Below are 14476 nucleotides of genomic sequence, written 5' to 3'. Positions count from 1 at the left end.
TGTTCCTCCCATGTGAGCACCAATTGCAACGACACCCCAGTTGCAATTCCTTAAAATGGACCGCTGCTATTTCTCCCCCACCCCAGCAGCGGTCCATTTTCTTTTTAGGCGGCGCGAGCCATATCTCCCTGATAGGGCAGAAACTCCTTCACCTGCTTGCCCCACTTTATAATTTTCAGTCTCTTACCGATCAGGTCTCGTTCATCTTCAACGCCCGTAACACCAACGGCGGTGAGCAGACTTGCAATCCTTCGCTGATCATCCGCTTGCTCTTTCATGTCATTGGATTTCAGCATGGCGAACCATTCAAGGTTTATGTCGTCATCCGTCATCATGAGGATTTCGAGACACTCCTCGTCCGAGCTTGGCTCGACAGGAGATGCCTTCGCACCAACGATCGCAACTTCGACAATCTCTTCTGATGGCGGCAGGAAGGACCGGGCAAATCCTATGCCACCATCGGGCAAGTTCATCACTTTGACAGCACGGCCCTTTAGATCGTTTATGTTGAATGACAATTCGGTGATTTTGCACAGTACAGTCCAAGCGGAGTTCCCCTTCGCTGGACCGGCTGCGTTGAATACGTGCAAGTCATGCACAACAGTCTGTCCCGCGAGTTCGCCCTCGATATAGGCCAATTCAAGAATGACGTGCCATTGCTCTGAATTGGCGTTGCCTTCCTGGCTAACTCCGACAATACGCATCTCGTGAAGATTCCTGTCAGGGAGGATGGCCACTATTTGTGCGGCCGGCTTAGGCCCGCGGTCCTTGGCCTTGGCGATCGCGGCTTCCTTGGCGTCCACATATGCGACAGGCGGATCTTCTTCCCAGCACTCCTTGGCAAGCCATGAATGCAGGTGCTTTCGCCACTTTATGTGTGTGCCGTTCTCTTCATATGAGGAGTGCCAGTGGCCGGCAGCCTCAACCATCCTGGCATGCAGGTCAGCATCGGGTGCTATCTTCTCATAGACAGACTTTGCCTCGGCACGCTTCCGTCGCAAGCCATAAGCTTTATAGAGTTCATCAAACTCTTCCTTCGGGTCCCTTGGCAGCGCGGCGGCCCCCACAGGGCCAAGCTGCGCAATGCCATGGGCATCTTCAGTTCTACTTACCGTATTCCCGTCCCTTGTAGGACGGTCACGTAAGTAGGAGGGGGTGCCATCTGTGTCACCGATTAGGGGTGATACGGTGCCATCTATGTCACCCAATACGGTCAATTCGGTGCCATCTGTGTCACCTAAATTGTTATCGTTTGATTCGGTGCCATGCATGTCACTGAATCGATATCCAAGTGAAAAGTTCGGCAAGAAAACGGTTGCCCTTCCACGACGCCCCTTGGCCAGGACGTCTACATAACCAGTGTCTTGGAGCGATCGGAGAACGCGAACAATCTGGCGACGGCTCATACCGCTCATCTCAACAAGCATGTCTATAGAAGCCCATCCGTTGCCGAATTTCGGCCAGTACCTTTGAAGGATGGCGACGAGAACCGCTATGTCTCCACGGCTCAATCTATCGTCCTGTGTAGCGGCTCGCACGAGATTCCACTGGTCAAGCAAACCGCCAGGCTTTTTGACATTTTGTGAACGATCTTCGTCGATTGTATCTTTTTTAGTTGACAATGGTTTTGCCATGGTCTATGCTATTCTCCTTGAAACTTTTATTGGGCTGCCTTCATGGGCGGCCCATTTTTTTGTGGGGTAGGGTAGTGGGACTGAGAAGTTAGAAAGCATAACAAACGTGCTGGACGCGATGCTGTCCCACTTTCGCGTAACATATTGTTGTTACACGCTTAAGTAATTCCGCGTCTGGGCACCACTTTCCCCTGAAGAATTTCCCCCTACGAGATATCCACATACAGAATTCGATTGAGTTGACCGATGCTGTGCACTCTCGGCATTATCGAAATTCGCATATTCTGGTCAGCACATTGATTGATTCGCCAGGCGCGCTCAGTCAGCGCAAAAATTCGCCACTTGATGAGCGATATGATAAAACATGCTGTTGCCGGGGTGTGCATCTGTAAGGAGGCGGGAAGCATGGGTATGTTCGGATTTTCGACGAGAAGCCTCGGGCGGGATCGCGAGACCGATTTTTCCCGCTTTACGCGCATACAGACGACATTGAGTCAGGTTCTCGCCGAACTTGAGCGCGAGAAGGTGGGGCTGCGCAAGCGATTTACCGATACGTCTGCCGACGCCGCACTCACACTTGAAGCAATGTCGGGACAGAACGATACGAATGCCTATGAATCCCGTCTGGATGACCTGACGGTTTCCATTCAGGGTTATGAACAGCGTATTATGTTTCTCGATACGCAGCTGGAGTTCGTCGATGGAATTCTCGGCAGCATCGGCTCGTTTATCCGGGAGCACCGGCTGATGGGTAACGGCAACTAGTGAAGGCAAGCGTCCCAGTTCAAGTGTAGTTTCCAAGGGAAACAAAACAACCTTCTGTTGAATATTTGCGTACACTGTAATTTGCGTTCGGGAGGTGCGCCTCCCGGGATTGTCATCGATTGCTGACAATTCAACTTTGCAGTCATGTTTCACTGTGAAAAAAAGTGCGCGAAAACGCACCGGTTGCGTGCACTTTTGCGGAAATGCGAGCGTGTGAAATGCGGGGGCGCTATTAATGCCAATTTATTAGACTTTTGTATAACATCCCCTATAGAGAACTACTTAAAGCTATAGTAGAGTTAGATTGCATGGTGCATGAAAATAATGAATTCGCAGGAACTGAATACGTAAAAATCAAATAAAATCCAAGGTTTAGGACGAATGAAGCTGGCGGTTTTTGGAGAGGCAACTGTTAGTCTGGGCGGGCAACTGGTCCCGCGTGTACCCGCGAACTTTTTGCGGATCGTCGTCTATCTGCTACTGGAAAATGAAAACCATTCCGTTTCGCGCGGAAAGCTCTCACAAATCTTCTGGTCCGACACGGATCAGGCCCATGCTTCCATGAATTTGCGCCAGAGCCTGGCGCGCATCCGCAAGTTCCAGGAGCAATACGGCCTGAACCTAGTTCAGGGCGATGCAACCTATGTCTATCTCAATCTGTCGCAGGTGAAGGCCGAACTCCTCCGCATCGATCTTCTCGACTATATGAACTATGCGCGAAGGGGCGATATTGAGTCCGCCCTTGGCCTTTGCGAGTTGTACACCGGCGATCTCCTCGCCCAGAACGAACCGCAAAATTCCGATTTCGACGAGTGGCTGGATATCGAGCGCGTCAGATTGCGCGACGACCTGATCACGATGCTGTTGGAAATGGTCAACAAGCCGGTCGGCGTCAGCATTGACGAAAAGCGCCAATGCGCCCGCAAGCTGATCGAGATCGATCCCTATCAGGAAGTCGGCTACCGCACGTTGATGCAGACCGCATCGCAGCTCGGTCTCATCGCCAAGGTCGAGCGGACCTTCCGTGAATGCACCAAGAAGCTGCGCGATGATCTGGATGTAGAGCCGGAAGAGGAAACGATAGAGCTCTATCAGCAGCTCTTGCCCAAGCTTTCACCGGCGACAACACGCGGACTCCTCGTTCCGCCGCAGCCAACGAGCCCGCTGTACAACAACGGCGCGGAGATCCAGCTACCCCAGCCGATGCGCGCTGCAAACCAGATCGAGCAAAACAAACAGGCTGGGCTGCCGAGAGTCATTGTCCTTTATATGCCGCACAATGCGGCAGATCCGATGGAACAGCTCGCCGCATCGCTGGTCGACGATATCACCATCGGGCTTTGTCGCCTGCGCACGCTGTCCGTCGTCGCGCCCTATACGTCGAAAAGGGTGGTAACGGAGTCCTCGGTGGACAATTTTGGCGGGCTGAATGAGCAGTTCGGCGTCAATTATGCTGTCGACAGCAAGATCGTGCGCCGGGATGGCTTCTGCTTCCTCTCGGTCAAGCTGGTCGATGTCGCTACGCAGGAAATCGTCTGGGCCGAGAAACAGAAATTCGACTATGTCCTGCCCGAACAGCAATACCGCCAGCTGTCGATCCGGATCATCCTGTCGGTCGTCTCGGTCATCGAGAAATCGGAACTTGACCGCTACAACAAGCTGTTCCAGGACCCGAATGCCTACTACTGGTATCTCATAGGCAAGCGGGAGATCGACAAATTTGACCTTCCGAAATTGCGTCAGGCACGCCAGTCCTTCAAGAACGCCCTGACCGCCTCGCCGGATTTCGTGCCGGCTCTCAGCGGTATCGCGCGAACGATGCAGAAGGAATGGTTGGTTCTGGCTCGCAGCGAAAAGAATATCCTCATCGAGGGTGAGCAGATTGCCAAGAGGGCAGCTCCGACCGATCCTGACGATGAGCGGCCTTTGCGCGAACTTGGCACGATCAGCATGTATCTAGGCAAGTTCGATGATAGTCTCGAATATTTCGACCAGGGCGAGTCCATCAACCCGCAACATGCTGACCTGCTTGCGGATTATGCCGATGCGCTGACGCATTATGGCTGGCTCGATCAAGCGCTGGAAAAAATTCAGCAGGCCATCGCCCACAATCCGCTTGCCCCGGATTATTACTATTGGGTGGGGGCAGGAACACTTCATTACCTCGATCGCTATGCTGAGGCGATCAGCTTCCTTGAGCGGATGAAAAATCCGCGTGCAGCTGCGCGGCTCATGGCCGCTTGCTGGGCCATGTTGGGAGAGCGCGAAAAGGCAGTTGAATGCAGAAAGCAGGCCCTGGAAGACACTCCAGATTTTGAAATCGATGACTGGTTAAAAAGCATGTGTCTCAGACTGCCCGAGCATCGCGAGAAATACAAAACTTCCCTGCGTGAGGCAGGATTCCACTAATTTTCCACTTCCAATTTGTATTCCACTTCCAACCTGAACAGAGGGGTCAACTGCATGGCGAAGTATTTTATAATCGGTGAAACTGGCAAAGATAAACTTTGGCTTGTCGATGTAAAAAAAGGATCGGTCACGGAATTGCCTGAAGCTGACCTAAAGACTGCCAACGATTCCGATTTGATTCAAATTGTCGAAAACGCGCGAAAGCACGGCATTACGACAATCAAGGGTATAAATCTCGCTATCGCAACAAATACTCGGCCGGAACCTGGATCGAGATCTTCTATAACTGATCCTGACGATTGAGGAAAACGGATGCCGGAGCATAATAAAATATAATCAAAATTGATTGTTGATCTCCAGAAGAATCGTCATACCTTTGCCATGTGGGCTCTCCTTCATTGAAAGGTTATTCGCATGGCAAAGTTTTACATCATTGATGAACCGGAAACCAACAAGCTTTGGCTGGTGGATCTGGAGACGCGGACTGTGGAGTGTCTTGATCGGGACGTCATCGGTTCGTCTGGACTGGCAGGCAGCGAGTTTTTCGAGTCGATTAGCGGTCTGCGTGAAAATTTGATTGTCGTCGAAGGCCGCAGCGATCCTTCGGAACGGCTGTCGTCGGCTAGTCCTGCAATGGCAGGTATGATTGTTGAAGCCAATGGCCGCAGCGATCCTTCGGAACGGCTGTCGTCGGCTAGTCCTGCAATGGCAGGAATGATTGTTGAAGCCAATGGCCGTAGCGAGCCGTCAGAGCGTCTGTCGTCAGCCAGCCCTGCAATGGCAGGTATGATTGTTGAAGCCAATGGCCGCAGCGATCCTTCGGAGCGGCTGTCGTCGGCTAGTCCTGCAATGGCAGGTATGATTGTTGAAGCCAACGGCCGCAGCGATCCTTCGGAGCGGCTGTCGTCAGCCAGTCCTGCCATGATGAATATGGTCATTGCAGCTAACGGCCGCAGCGATCCATCGGAAAGGTTGTCTTCAGCCAGTCCAGCGTTACACTGAACAATAGCGCAAACGCGTTGTCCGGCACTCGGATAGTTTGCAATAAATGCGTACCTTGCGGGCTGATGGAGCGGCAATGAAACCATTGGCCGAGATTCCGGTTCTTGACCGGCTGGCGGCAGACGAAGCGGACCTTCGTTCTGCTTTCCGCCCCGGGGAGCCTTCGTCGACGCGATTGATTGATGCGGACGAAACCGTGAACCGGTTGCGGCCGCACTTTTCTCGTTTGGGCATTGTGCGGATGGCCGAAGTCACCGGCCTCGACCGCATCGGCATTCCGGTGTGGATGGCGGTCCGGCCCAACAGCCGAACGCTGGCTGTCAGCCAGGGAAAGGGTGTCAGCGCCGCCCATGCGCGGGCTTCCGCCGTGATGGAAGCCGCTGAAATCGCCATTGCCGAAGGTATTCCGCTTGTCTCCTTTGCCGCCAGCCGCCGCGAATTACTCGACGCCGGCCATACGGTATTTGACGGCCGCATGCTGTTGATGCGCGGCGCTGATGAAGCCGGGCCGGACGAGACCGATTATTGGCTTGAAGGTTTCGATCTGTTGAAGCAGAAGCCGGTCTTCGTGCCGCGCGAACTCGTTTCGCTCGATTTTACCTCGACGCGGCAATCCTGGCACTATTGCCAGTCGACGGACGGCCTCGCCTCCGGCAACTGCCTGCTTGAAGCGGTCATTCACGGATTGTGCGAGCGCGTGGAGCGCGATGCGACCGAGTTGTGGCGCTTCCAGCGCGACGCCGGCGTGCAGGCGCGCTGCGTCGATCCGGCGGTTTTTGCCGATAGCAGCATTGACTGGCTGGCGGATAGGATTGCCGGAGCAAACTTTGTCCTGCGGTTGTTCAACGTGACGTCGGATATCGGCCTGCCCGTCTTCATGGCGACGATCAGCCCTGCCACGCAGCACGGCACTTATCTGCACTTCGACCTGGCTGCCGGCTATGGCTGCCATTTGTCGCCGCGTGTCGCAGCGATGCGGGCAATCACCGAGGCGGCGCAGACGCGCATCACCAATATTTCCGGCGCGCGCGATGATTTCGACCCGTCGGAATATCACCAGCGCCTCGCACCCGATCTCGGTGTCTATATTCACGCAGATCCCGCCGATCACTGGCGTTTCGAGGAGCCGGAGCCACATCTGCGTGCCAGTCTCGAAACCTATCTCGAACCGCTACGCCAGCGAGGCATTGGCAGCGTTGTCGTCGTGCCGCTTGGCGGTGAGGACTATGGCATGTCGGTTTGCCGCGTTCTTGTGAATGAGCTTGAAAGCCCGGCAGGCATCCGCAAGCATCGCTTCGGCGGACGGGCGCTTAACGCCATGCTGCGGCAATAGGAGCGGCGATGAAGATATTGTTCGCAGGCCCAAGTCTTTCCGGAACGGAGTTCGTTCCCGTGCGCGCCGGGGAAGACCGTGTCCTGCCGGAATATGCGCTGACCTGCCGTGGCCCGGCGAAATGCGGCGACATCACCCACGCGGTGGATCAGGGCTTTCGCGTCATCGGCCTGGTTGACGGGAGGTTCGAGGATGTCGCCGCCGTCTGGCACAAGGAAATCCTGCACGCATTGTCGGCGGGCGCTACGGTTTATGGCGCTGCCAGCATGGGCGCTTTGCGCGCTGCCGAATGCCATCCGTTCGGCATGATCGGCATTGGCGAGGTGTTTGAACGCTATGCTTTCGGCGGCCTGGAGGACGATGCCGCCGTTGCGCAGGTGCATGCTCCGGCCGAGTTCGGCTACGTCGCTTTCAGCGAAGCCATGGTCACGATCGATACAACGCTCGATGCGGCATTGGCTGCTGGCGCGATCACTGCCGAGGAACATGGTTTCATCCGCACGAAAGCCGACGCTGTCTTTTTCAAGGAGCGCACCTGGCGGCGCATCTTCGATGTGGTATCGCCCGATATAGATCAGGCGGCAGAACGGCTGAAACCCCATATCCGCAATATCAAGCACGAGGATGCCGAAGCTTTGCTTGACGTGCTGCTTGAACGCAAGAAACCGGTCTCCCCGAAAGAGAGTACCTCAGATTTCGCCGACTGGCAGTTCAACGAGACCACGCAGTGGCGCAAACTGCGAGTATAGTGCGAGCTAACCCTGCCTGCTCCAATCGACTTACAATCCTATTGGTTAGCCCAAAAGTCGCTAAAAATCGACGAAATTACGCTTGAGTCACGCTTGCGTAACGGGGGGGGTCTTAATTTCGGTTTTGTGGTCGCAAGTTTAAGCGCATGAAAAAGAAACAAGAAAATTTGAACGTGTGTGGGAGCAAGCGGGCAGTCAGTGGGGGACCTACGCCGGGATTCTGTTAGAATTGAATTTGGAGTTCCGGCGTAGCACACACCTTATCCGTCCAGCTTAATCAAACAAATATAATAACGTAGAAACCAGCCATTTCCCGCGTACCGTCCTGGTGCGTGCTGTGGTGGCTTGGCTTCAGCTGAGGGGCGATGTCGTGAAGGTAGCAATTGTCCATTATTGGCTCTTGTCGATGCGAGGCGGGGAAAAGGTTCTGGAAGCGCTCAGCGAGATATATCCCGAAGCGGATATATTCACGCTGGTCTACAATCCTGATGCGATCTCGGGCCGTTTGAAAAACCACAAGATTACAACTTCATTCCTGCAAAAAATCCCGGGCTCCAAGAAGCATTATCAGATGCTGCTTCCCCTTATGCCATTGGCTCTGGAGAGCATGAACCTGACTGAGTATGATCTGATCATCTCAAGTGAGTCCGGCCCGGCAAAGGGGATCATACCCAAGCCCGACGCGGTGCATGTGTGCTATTGCCATTCGCCCATGCGCTATATCTGGGATCACTATTTCTTCTATCATGCAAGCTCGGGCTTCCTGAAAAGGCTGTTCATGCCGGTGATCGCCTCGTGGTTACGGCAGTGGGATGTATCGACCAGCGCGCGGGTCGATTGCTTTGTGGCCAATTCCCGCCATATCGCCAACCGTGTGCAGAAATATTACCGGCGCGACGCGGTGGTCATCCATCCGCCGGTTTCGGTGGATGATTTCGCCATATCCGACAGCACGGGTGATTTCTATCTCTGTGCCGGACAACTCGTCGGATACAAGCGCGTCGATCTTGCGGTCGATGCCTTCACCGCGATGAACAAGAACCTCGTCGTCATTGGCACCGGCGAGGAAATGGAAAAACTGAAGAACCGTGCCGGACCAACCATTCGTTTCCTCGATCATCAACCTTTTGCATCGCTGAAGAGCCATATGGCACGGTGCAAGGCGTTGATCTTCCCGGGCGAAGAGGATTTCGGCATTGTTCCAGTTGAAGTGATGGCAAGCGGTAGACCTGTGATAGCTTTTGGGCGGGGTGGCGCAGTTGATACCGTTATCGACGGTCTCTCGGGCGTATTGTTTTCCGAGCAGACCGTCGATAGCCTCACGGAAAGCGTCAATCGTTTCGAAGCCATGGCGGACAGTTTTTCGCCCACGGCCATCCGCACCCATTCACTGCGGTTCAGCAAGGACAATTTCAAGAAGAAGATCGTTGCCCTTGTGCGCAAGGAATTCGAGCGACGTGCCGTTCGGGCGACGGTCGATCAGATCGAGGCTAACGCGCCCGCGGTCGGTGAAGTCTGGGGCAAGACAAACGGCCTTGTGTTGTCGATGAAAGCCAAACAACCACAGGCCAATTCGAACGTGATGCGTCCTACCTTATAGTAGCGGAGACTGCCATGATGCTGGAACGGGTTGTCATTATCAATGACGAGGCAGTTGCGAGCGGCGGCGCTGCTGCGCTGGCTCTCCTGTCGGCACGGCTACTGTACGAGGCGGGTATTCCCGTCACCTTTCTCAGCGGCGATTCCGGTGCGGATTTTTCCCTGCATGGCGATGATATCGAGGCCGCCGGGCTTGGCAGTGCGCCCCTGCTGAAACTCCCGGTTCACAAGCGCATCATCAACGGTGCGTATAACATCGCAGCGCACAAGGCGATCCGCCGCTATGTGCAGGAGAATGACACGCCCGGCACAATTTACCATGTGCACGCGTGGGCGCAGATCCTGTCGCCCTCGATCTTCTCGGCCCTGCGGCCGGTGCATGACAGGCTGATCGTATCGGCTCATGATTTCACGCTGGTTTGCCCGAACGGCAGCTATGCAAACTTCAACAAGAATACCGTTTGCGAGCTGACGCCGTTGAGTCGGCAATGTCTTGCCTCAAGTTGCGACAAGCGCCGCTATGCCGACAAGCTTTGGCGTTTTGCGCGGTCGTGGCTGCGGACGCAATTGCTCGATCTGTCGAATTCCAACTGCACGATCGCCTCGATCCATCCGATGATGAATTCCTGGCTGGAACGTGGCGGAATTCCTCGGGAAAGGATCAAGACAGTATTGAATCCGGTCAAACCGTTCGCCAAGGCGCGAATAATGGCTGAGAACAACAGCGATATTTTCTTTATTGGGCGCCTGGAATTTGAAAAAGGCGTTGATATCGCTGCAGAAGCTGCCCATCGCGTCGGCCGAAAATTGCGCGTCATTGGTGATGGGGCGTTTCGCGCGGAACTGTTGCGGCGCTATCCCGATGTCCAATGGGAGGGGTGGCGGACGCATGATGAAATCAACAAGCTTTTGCAGGATGCGCGCTTTGTCGTCATGCCCAGCAGATTGCCCGAGCCGTTCGGTCTGGTGGCCCATGAGAGCTTGCAAAGCGGTATTCCCGTCGTTGCGTTCAAGACCGCCTTTGTAGCGAATGAGGCGCATCAGCTCGGGTGTGGAATCGAAGCACAGCAGCCCGACGCATCAAGCCTCGCGGATGCTTTTGCCAAACTCGATGATGACACGACGGTGCATCAAATGAGCCAGCGCGCCTTTGAGCTTTCGCCACGATTGGCAAACACGCCGCAGAGCTGGTGTAACGAATTTATTGCGCTCTACCGCTCGCGCCTGGTGGAGCAGGAACGGCCGGAAGCAAACCCGTTCCCGGTCCGCACGCCGGCCGCGCAACCGGCCCAGCCGCTGTCCGGATCCGTGTAGTATTTCCAGCACACCGGACTACACATTTTGAGGGAGGCAGAATAACCCGGCTCAAAAGGCTATCCATTTATTCATATTTATGGCATATAATCTGCCTTGAGGGGAGAGAGAGGTGATTAAATCCTTGACGCGGCCATCCTTAGGCTTAGTTCAGGATTAGATCAGCGCTCTCGGTCGACGAGTCCTAACTCAAGAGATCGATGCAAAATTCATCCGAGAATTTGAAATCATCCGGTGGTCGTCAGTCGAAGTCTTTGTTCGACATGATTGAGGAAAAATATCTGATCCGTTGGGCAGCCTTGCTGGTCTGCGTGATTTTTTGGACCGTGGTCTGGCGCCTTCTTTGACGTAACGGCTCACGCGGATCTACGGCTCTTGCTCCGGCTGCTCCTGGTCTTCTTCATCTGGATCTTCGTCGTCACCAGCGGCGAGCCATTCCTCCAGAATTGCAACGGACATCGGGCCGAGATTGGGTATGAGGTTCAAATCGAGCTGTGACGCCCAGGCGCGGTCGGGCTCCCAATCAGGCGGCATATTCCAGGGCGTACCACCATTCTCGATCCACAGCGCATTCACGATGCGCGAGTGCACCGTCTTCGAAGGGCAAAATGTCTGCAGGCGGTGACGCATAAATACCCCGGGCAATAGCAGTTGGGTGAAATGGCAATTTCTGGTCGTGGTGCGATCTCGAGAAGGCAGGTGCTTTGCTTCAGCAACTACCTTTCGCTAAAAACACGACCCAAGCCGTGCGTATCATAATCCCCAAATCGACCCAGATGGATCGCGTCTTGAAATAGTCCGTGTCGAGTTGCACCCTGGCTTCATAGCCTGTGCTACTCCTGCCGCTGACCTGCCACAGGCCAGTTATTCCAGGCTTCATCGCCTTGTAGTAGCGATATGAATCGCCGTAGCGGCAAATTTCATTCATCACGATGGGTCTCGGCCCAACGATACTCATTTCGCCGCGAATGACGTTGATGAACTGAGGAAGCTCGTCGAGACTTGAAATGCGCAGAAAACGTCCAAGTCTGTGTATTCTTGGATCTGTTTTGAGTTTTTGGCTTTCAGTCCATTCGCGCAATATTTCTGGCGATTGCGACAGCAGGGCTGCCAGGCGCGCATCCGCGTCTTTTGCCATGGAACGGAATTTGTAACAGGTGAATTCCTTGCCGTTCAATCCGATCCTGCGCTGCTTGTAGATGACCGGAAAGCCGTCATGCATGGCCAGCGCAACAATGATGCCAACCAAAACGGGAAAGAGGAAGACGAGCGCGGCGACTGCAAAAGCAATGTCGAGCGTTCTCTTTACCGTTTCATAGAGAAAGCGGCTTTTTACCGGCGTGTTTTCTGCCCGCTGTTCGATCAGCGGTTCTGATATGTACGACATGATATTGGCCCCGAACCACCCTTTCGAATTCTTCTTAACGCTCTCCGAAAGCACGTTGCTTACGGATCGTGAGATTGTTTCTCTACGATCGGCGTTTTCCCTTGATACCCCAAGTGCTACTCAAAGCTTGATACAATACAAAGACAAATCATACGCAATATGTACAAGTATTGTCGCTAGTGTATTGTTGTTGAGTTCTCTTTTATGATTCTGTTTATGAAAATAAGGTATAGTATATTGGTTTTCCGTCAATAATTAATAGTGATTAACAACGTACCTCAAGGCCCTAGCAATAATTACTAATGAGCTAGGAAGAAGGTTTATGATCGACGAAATAGCCGGGAAACAAGCATCCAAAAGGCCTCCAGAATGTTTGATAATTCCGAATCAGAGGACGTTTTTGAAGAGGTAAGGGACTGATTCGCGCGGGCTCTATCTGGCCTTGCACAAATCAATCACAAAGCGATCGCCAAGTATGTCTATGTGATGGCATCCGACAATGCCGGACATGAAATCGGGCCTTACCAGCCTGACCGCACTTTCGGCATATTCATTACTATCGATCTTCGTGATTTCCTGGATGTTGAGGCCATAGCCGTAGGTGCCATTCGAATTGCATTGGGATGGCCGCAGCAAACGGTCGCCCACAACATGAACGCGCCCGGCGTTTCTGGCGACGTCGCTGCCAATAATCACCGGATTGCGTTTGTGTGGCACGACTGAGCGCAATGCAGGGCCGTCGACAGCGAAGGCATAGAGCTCGCTGCAGTGATCCATATAGGCATAATGATCCGAGAGCGACGTAAGCAGCCACCATTGTCCATCGGTGCGAAACATGATGGTGTCGGCGGGGCTCTGTCCTTCCAGCGTGGTTGCATAGAGTTCCCATCGCAAAGGGAACTGCGTGCAACGCCATACCTCAACCCGATTGGTCTGGTGTGTTTCGGGTATCATGAAGATGTCGCCGCCATCGTTGAAAATGAACGGATAAGACAGATGATAGCTGGTGCGCAGACAGGTGCCGAGCAGTTCAACCTTGTTGTCCGCCAGTTTTGCGACCGAGATCCAGGCATTCTGGCGATTATTCGGAAAGCACTCGAAGAAAATATAGTCCTCATTGTTCCAGCGAAACAGGAAAGGATCGGCGGCCCACATTCCCTCGGCGAGCTTCAGTTCAGTGGTCTGGCCGGGGACAAAATTCTCGACGCTGCCGTTCCCAATATGGACGCGCCAGCTTCTGGCATCCAATCCCAGCCTGGATCTGGCCTGGATCATGATTTTCCCCAGGACATTGCCTGCCAGCCGGAACATATATGCTGTAGCGTCAAACATGCCCGGCAGCGTTGTTTTGGCTTTGAGCGGTTCGTGCCGCTGTGGTTTCAGCTCGCGCGTATCCGCAAGCCGCCGCAATTCACGCATCATGAGAATGACGGACTTTTCCTCGACGAACGCACCGTTCAGGGCAGCGCTGAATTTGGTGTTGTAGGCGGCGGTCGCAAGAGTTTTGGATACGCTTTCTGATGCCTGACGTATATTCACAGCGGTTATAGTCAATGCCGCCTTTTCCTTGACCTCCCAGAATCCGGTCCAGTCGAAGGTGGGCGATTGTGTCTCCGTGAAATTAAAAGTCCATTCGCCAAAGCGGACGCTTTTGAGCAATTCGTTTGAAAGCGGTTCAGCGGCAAGACGGACAACGACGTCGAGGTTTAAACTCGATAAATCATCCCCGTTGCGGAGGTTGACGAGCGGCCGGGTTCGCAGCCGGGATAGAACATGCTTCGCCGGATAGGCCGGCTGACGGGCAAATACGCGTTTATCCAGATTGTAGAGCAATCGGCTGAACAGTGGTGCGGCTGGAGCAGTGAACGGCCCGGTCAAGACAACAGCACAAAGATCGAGCTGGTTGTCCATCAGAATGTCATTGAGAAGTTTGAGTTCCCAATTCCGTAGTTGATCAATTGATGCCGCTAGAACGGCAACGCGAAGCTTCGACATATCGCCCCCAGATGTCTAGCAAACTCAGTCCCCTAGAACGCGCTTTTCATGCGCAGGAATTATCGTGGATGAGCACGATCCCGACTCGAATGTCACACTTTACGCGGTGGTCGTCTAGGACTCCTAATCTAATTGATTAGCGAGATAGTTCCTGAATATGGGCCATCAATCTGGTATCAATTATGGAGTGACCATTGATGGGTCAGAGACAAAATCACAAATGAAATCAATTAGTCAGCGCGTCTAATGATCCGATGACATCGGGGTCTGGACAAAATCGGGGATACTG

At 53.8% G+C, this 14476-nt stretch carries 12 protein-coding genes; 8 read left to right on the top strand and 4 right to left on the bottom strand.

Features of this window, described 5'->3' with window-relative positions:
- Window positions 1-104: 104 nt before the first annotated feature.
- Window positions 105-1634 carry a helix-turn-helix domain-containing protein gene (locus tag BLM14_RS14880; RefSeq protein ID WP_100000113.1) on the bottom strand — a complete coding sequence of 510 codons (1530 nt, stop codon included), beginning with the start codon at window positions 1632-1634 and terminating at the stop codon, window positions 105-107.
- A 405-nt stretch (window positions 1635-2039) separates the two neighbouring features.
- Here BLM14_RS14880 and BLM14_RS14870 point away from each other — a divergent pair, with 405 nt between their 5' ends.
- The 8 genes from BLM14_RS14870 (at window position 2040) to BLM14_RS14835 (ending at window position 10805) form a co-directional block, all read left to right on the top strand.
- On the top strand, window positions 2040-2399 hold the full coding sequence (locus BLM14_RS14870) for a hypothetical protein (RefSeq protein ID WP_100000111.1): 360 nt from the start codon (window positions 2040-2042) through the stop codon (window positions 2397-2399).
- 381 nt (window positions 2400-2780) lie between these two features.
- Complete coding sequence (locus BLM14_RS14865; RefSeq protein ID WP_100000110.1) at window positions 2781-4808, top strand: BTAD domain-containing putative transcriptional regulator; 2028 nt, start codon at window positions 2781-2783, stop codon at window positions 4806-4808.
- 54 nt (window positions 4809-4862) lie between these two features.
- Window positions 4863-5111: a hypothetical protein gene (locus BLM14_RS14860; protein ID WP_100000109.1), complete on the top strand. Its 249-nt coding sequence runs from the start codon at window positions 4863-4865 to the stop codon at window positions 5109-5111.
- 111 nt (window positions 5112-5222) lie between these two features.
- Window positions 5223-5810: a hypothetical protein gene (locus BLM14_RS14855; RefSeq protein WP_100000108.1), complete on the top strand. Its 588-nt coding sequence runs from the start codon at window positions 5223-5225 to the stop codon at window positions 5808-5810.
- Between the two features lie 76 nt (window positions 5811-5886).
- Complete coding sequence (locus BLM14_RS14850) at window positions 5887-7143, top strand: YcaO-like family protein (protein ID WP_157929539.1); 1257 nt, start codon at window positions 5887-5889, stop codon at window positions 7141-7143.
- An 8-nt stretch (window positions 7144-7151) separates the two neighbouring features.
- Window positions 7152-7892, top strand: a complete 741-nt coding sequence (locus BLM14_RS14845) for a TfuA-like protein (protein WP_100000106.1) — start codon at window positions 7152-7154, stop codon at window positions 7890-7892.
- Window positions 7893-8262: 370 nt separating this feature from the next.
- Window positions 8263-9492 (top strand): glycosyltransferase, encoded by a 1230-nt coding sequence (locus tag BLM14_RS14840; RefSeq protein ID WP_100001350.1) that lies wholly within the window; start codon window positions 8263-8265, stop codon window positions 9490-9492.
- 14 nt (window positions 9493-9506) lie between these two features.
- On the top strand, window positions 9507-10805 hold the full coding sequence (locus tag BLM14_RS14835) for a glycosyltransferase family 4 protein (protein WP_100000105.1): 1299 nt from the start codon (window positions 9507-9509) through the stop codon (window positions 10803-10805).
- A 366-nt stretch (window positions 10806-11171) separates the two neighbouring features.
- On the opposite strand, the gene BLM14_RS14830 is transcribed toward BLM14_RS14835, so the two are convergent.
- From BLM14_RS14830 to BLM14_RS14820, 3 genes are all read right to left on the bottom strand, one after another.
- The gene (locus tag BLM14_RS14830) at window positions 11172-11435 is read right to left on the bottom strand and encodes a hypothetical protein (RefSeq protein ID WP_100000104.1); all 264 of its coding nucleotides are present in this window, start codon (window positions 11433-11435) and stop codon (window positions 11172-11174) included.
- 79 nt (window positions 11436-11514) lie between these two features.
- On the bottom strand, window positions 11515-12246 hold the full coding sequence (locus BLM14_RS14825; RefSeq protein WP_237143378.1) for a sugar transferase: 732 nt from the start codon (window positions 12244-12246) through the stop codon (window positions 11515-11517).
- Window positions 12247-12624: 378 nt separating this feature from the next.
- Complete coding sequence (locus tag BLM14_RS14820; RefSeq protein ID WP_100000102.1) at window positions 12625-14187, bottom strand: glucosamine inositolphosphorylceramide transferase family protein; 1563 nt, start codon at window positions 14185-14187, stop codon at window positions 12625-12627.
- Between the last annotated feature and the right edge of the window lie 289 nt (window positions 14188-14476).

The organism is Phyllobacterium zundukense (assembly GCF_002764115.1).
Lineage (GTDB): Bacteria > Pseudomonadota > Alphaproteobacteria > Rhizobiales > Rhizobiaceae > Phyllobacterium > Phyllobacterium zundukense.
This window is presented reverse-complemented; position numbering and strand designations above follow the sequence as displayed.

Bases quoted from the DNA above. Each gene is read 5' to 3' on its own strand.
- BLM14_RS14880 (WP_100000113.1), bottom strand. From the start codon at position 1,634: ATGGCAAAACCATTGTCAACTAAAAAAGATACAATCGACGAAGATCGT.
- BLM14_RS14870 (WP_100000111.1), top strand. From the start codon at position 2,040: ATGGGTATGTTCGGATTTTCGACGAGAAGCCTCGGGCGGGATCGCGAG.
- BLM14_RS14865 (WP_100000110.1), top strand. From the start codon at position 2,781: ATGAAGCTGGCGGTTTTTGGAGAGGCAACTGTTAGTCTGGGCGGGCAA.
- BLM14_RS14860 (WP_100000109.1), top strand. From the start codon at position 4,863: ATGGCGAAGTATTTTATAATCGGTGAAACTGGCAAAGATAAACTTTGG.
- BLM14_RS14855 (WP_100000108.1), top strand. From the start codon at position 5,223: ATGGCAAAGTTTTACATCATTGATGAACCGGAAACCAACAAGCTTTGG.
- BLM14_RS14850 (WP_157929539.1), top strand. From the start codon at position 5,887: ATGAAACCATTGGCCGAGATTCCGGTTCTTGACCGGCTGGCGGCAGAC.
- BLM14_RS14845 (WP_100000106.1), top strand. From the start codon at position 7,152: ATGAAGATATTGTTCGCAGGCCCAAGTCTTTCCGGAACGGAGTTCGTT.
- BLM14_RS14835 (WP_100000105.1), top strand. From the start codon at position 9,507: ATGATGCTGGAACGGGTTGTCATTATCAATGACGAGGCAGTTGCGAGC.
- BLM14_RS14830 (WP_100000104.1), bottom strand. From the start codon at position 11,435: ATGCGTCACCGCCTGCAGACATTTTGCCCTTCGAAGACGGTGCACTCG.
- BLM14_RS14820 (WP_100000102.1), bottom strand. From the start codon at position 14,187: ATGTCGAAGCTTCGCGTTGCCGTTCTAGCGGCATCAATTGATCAACTA.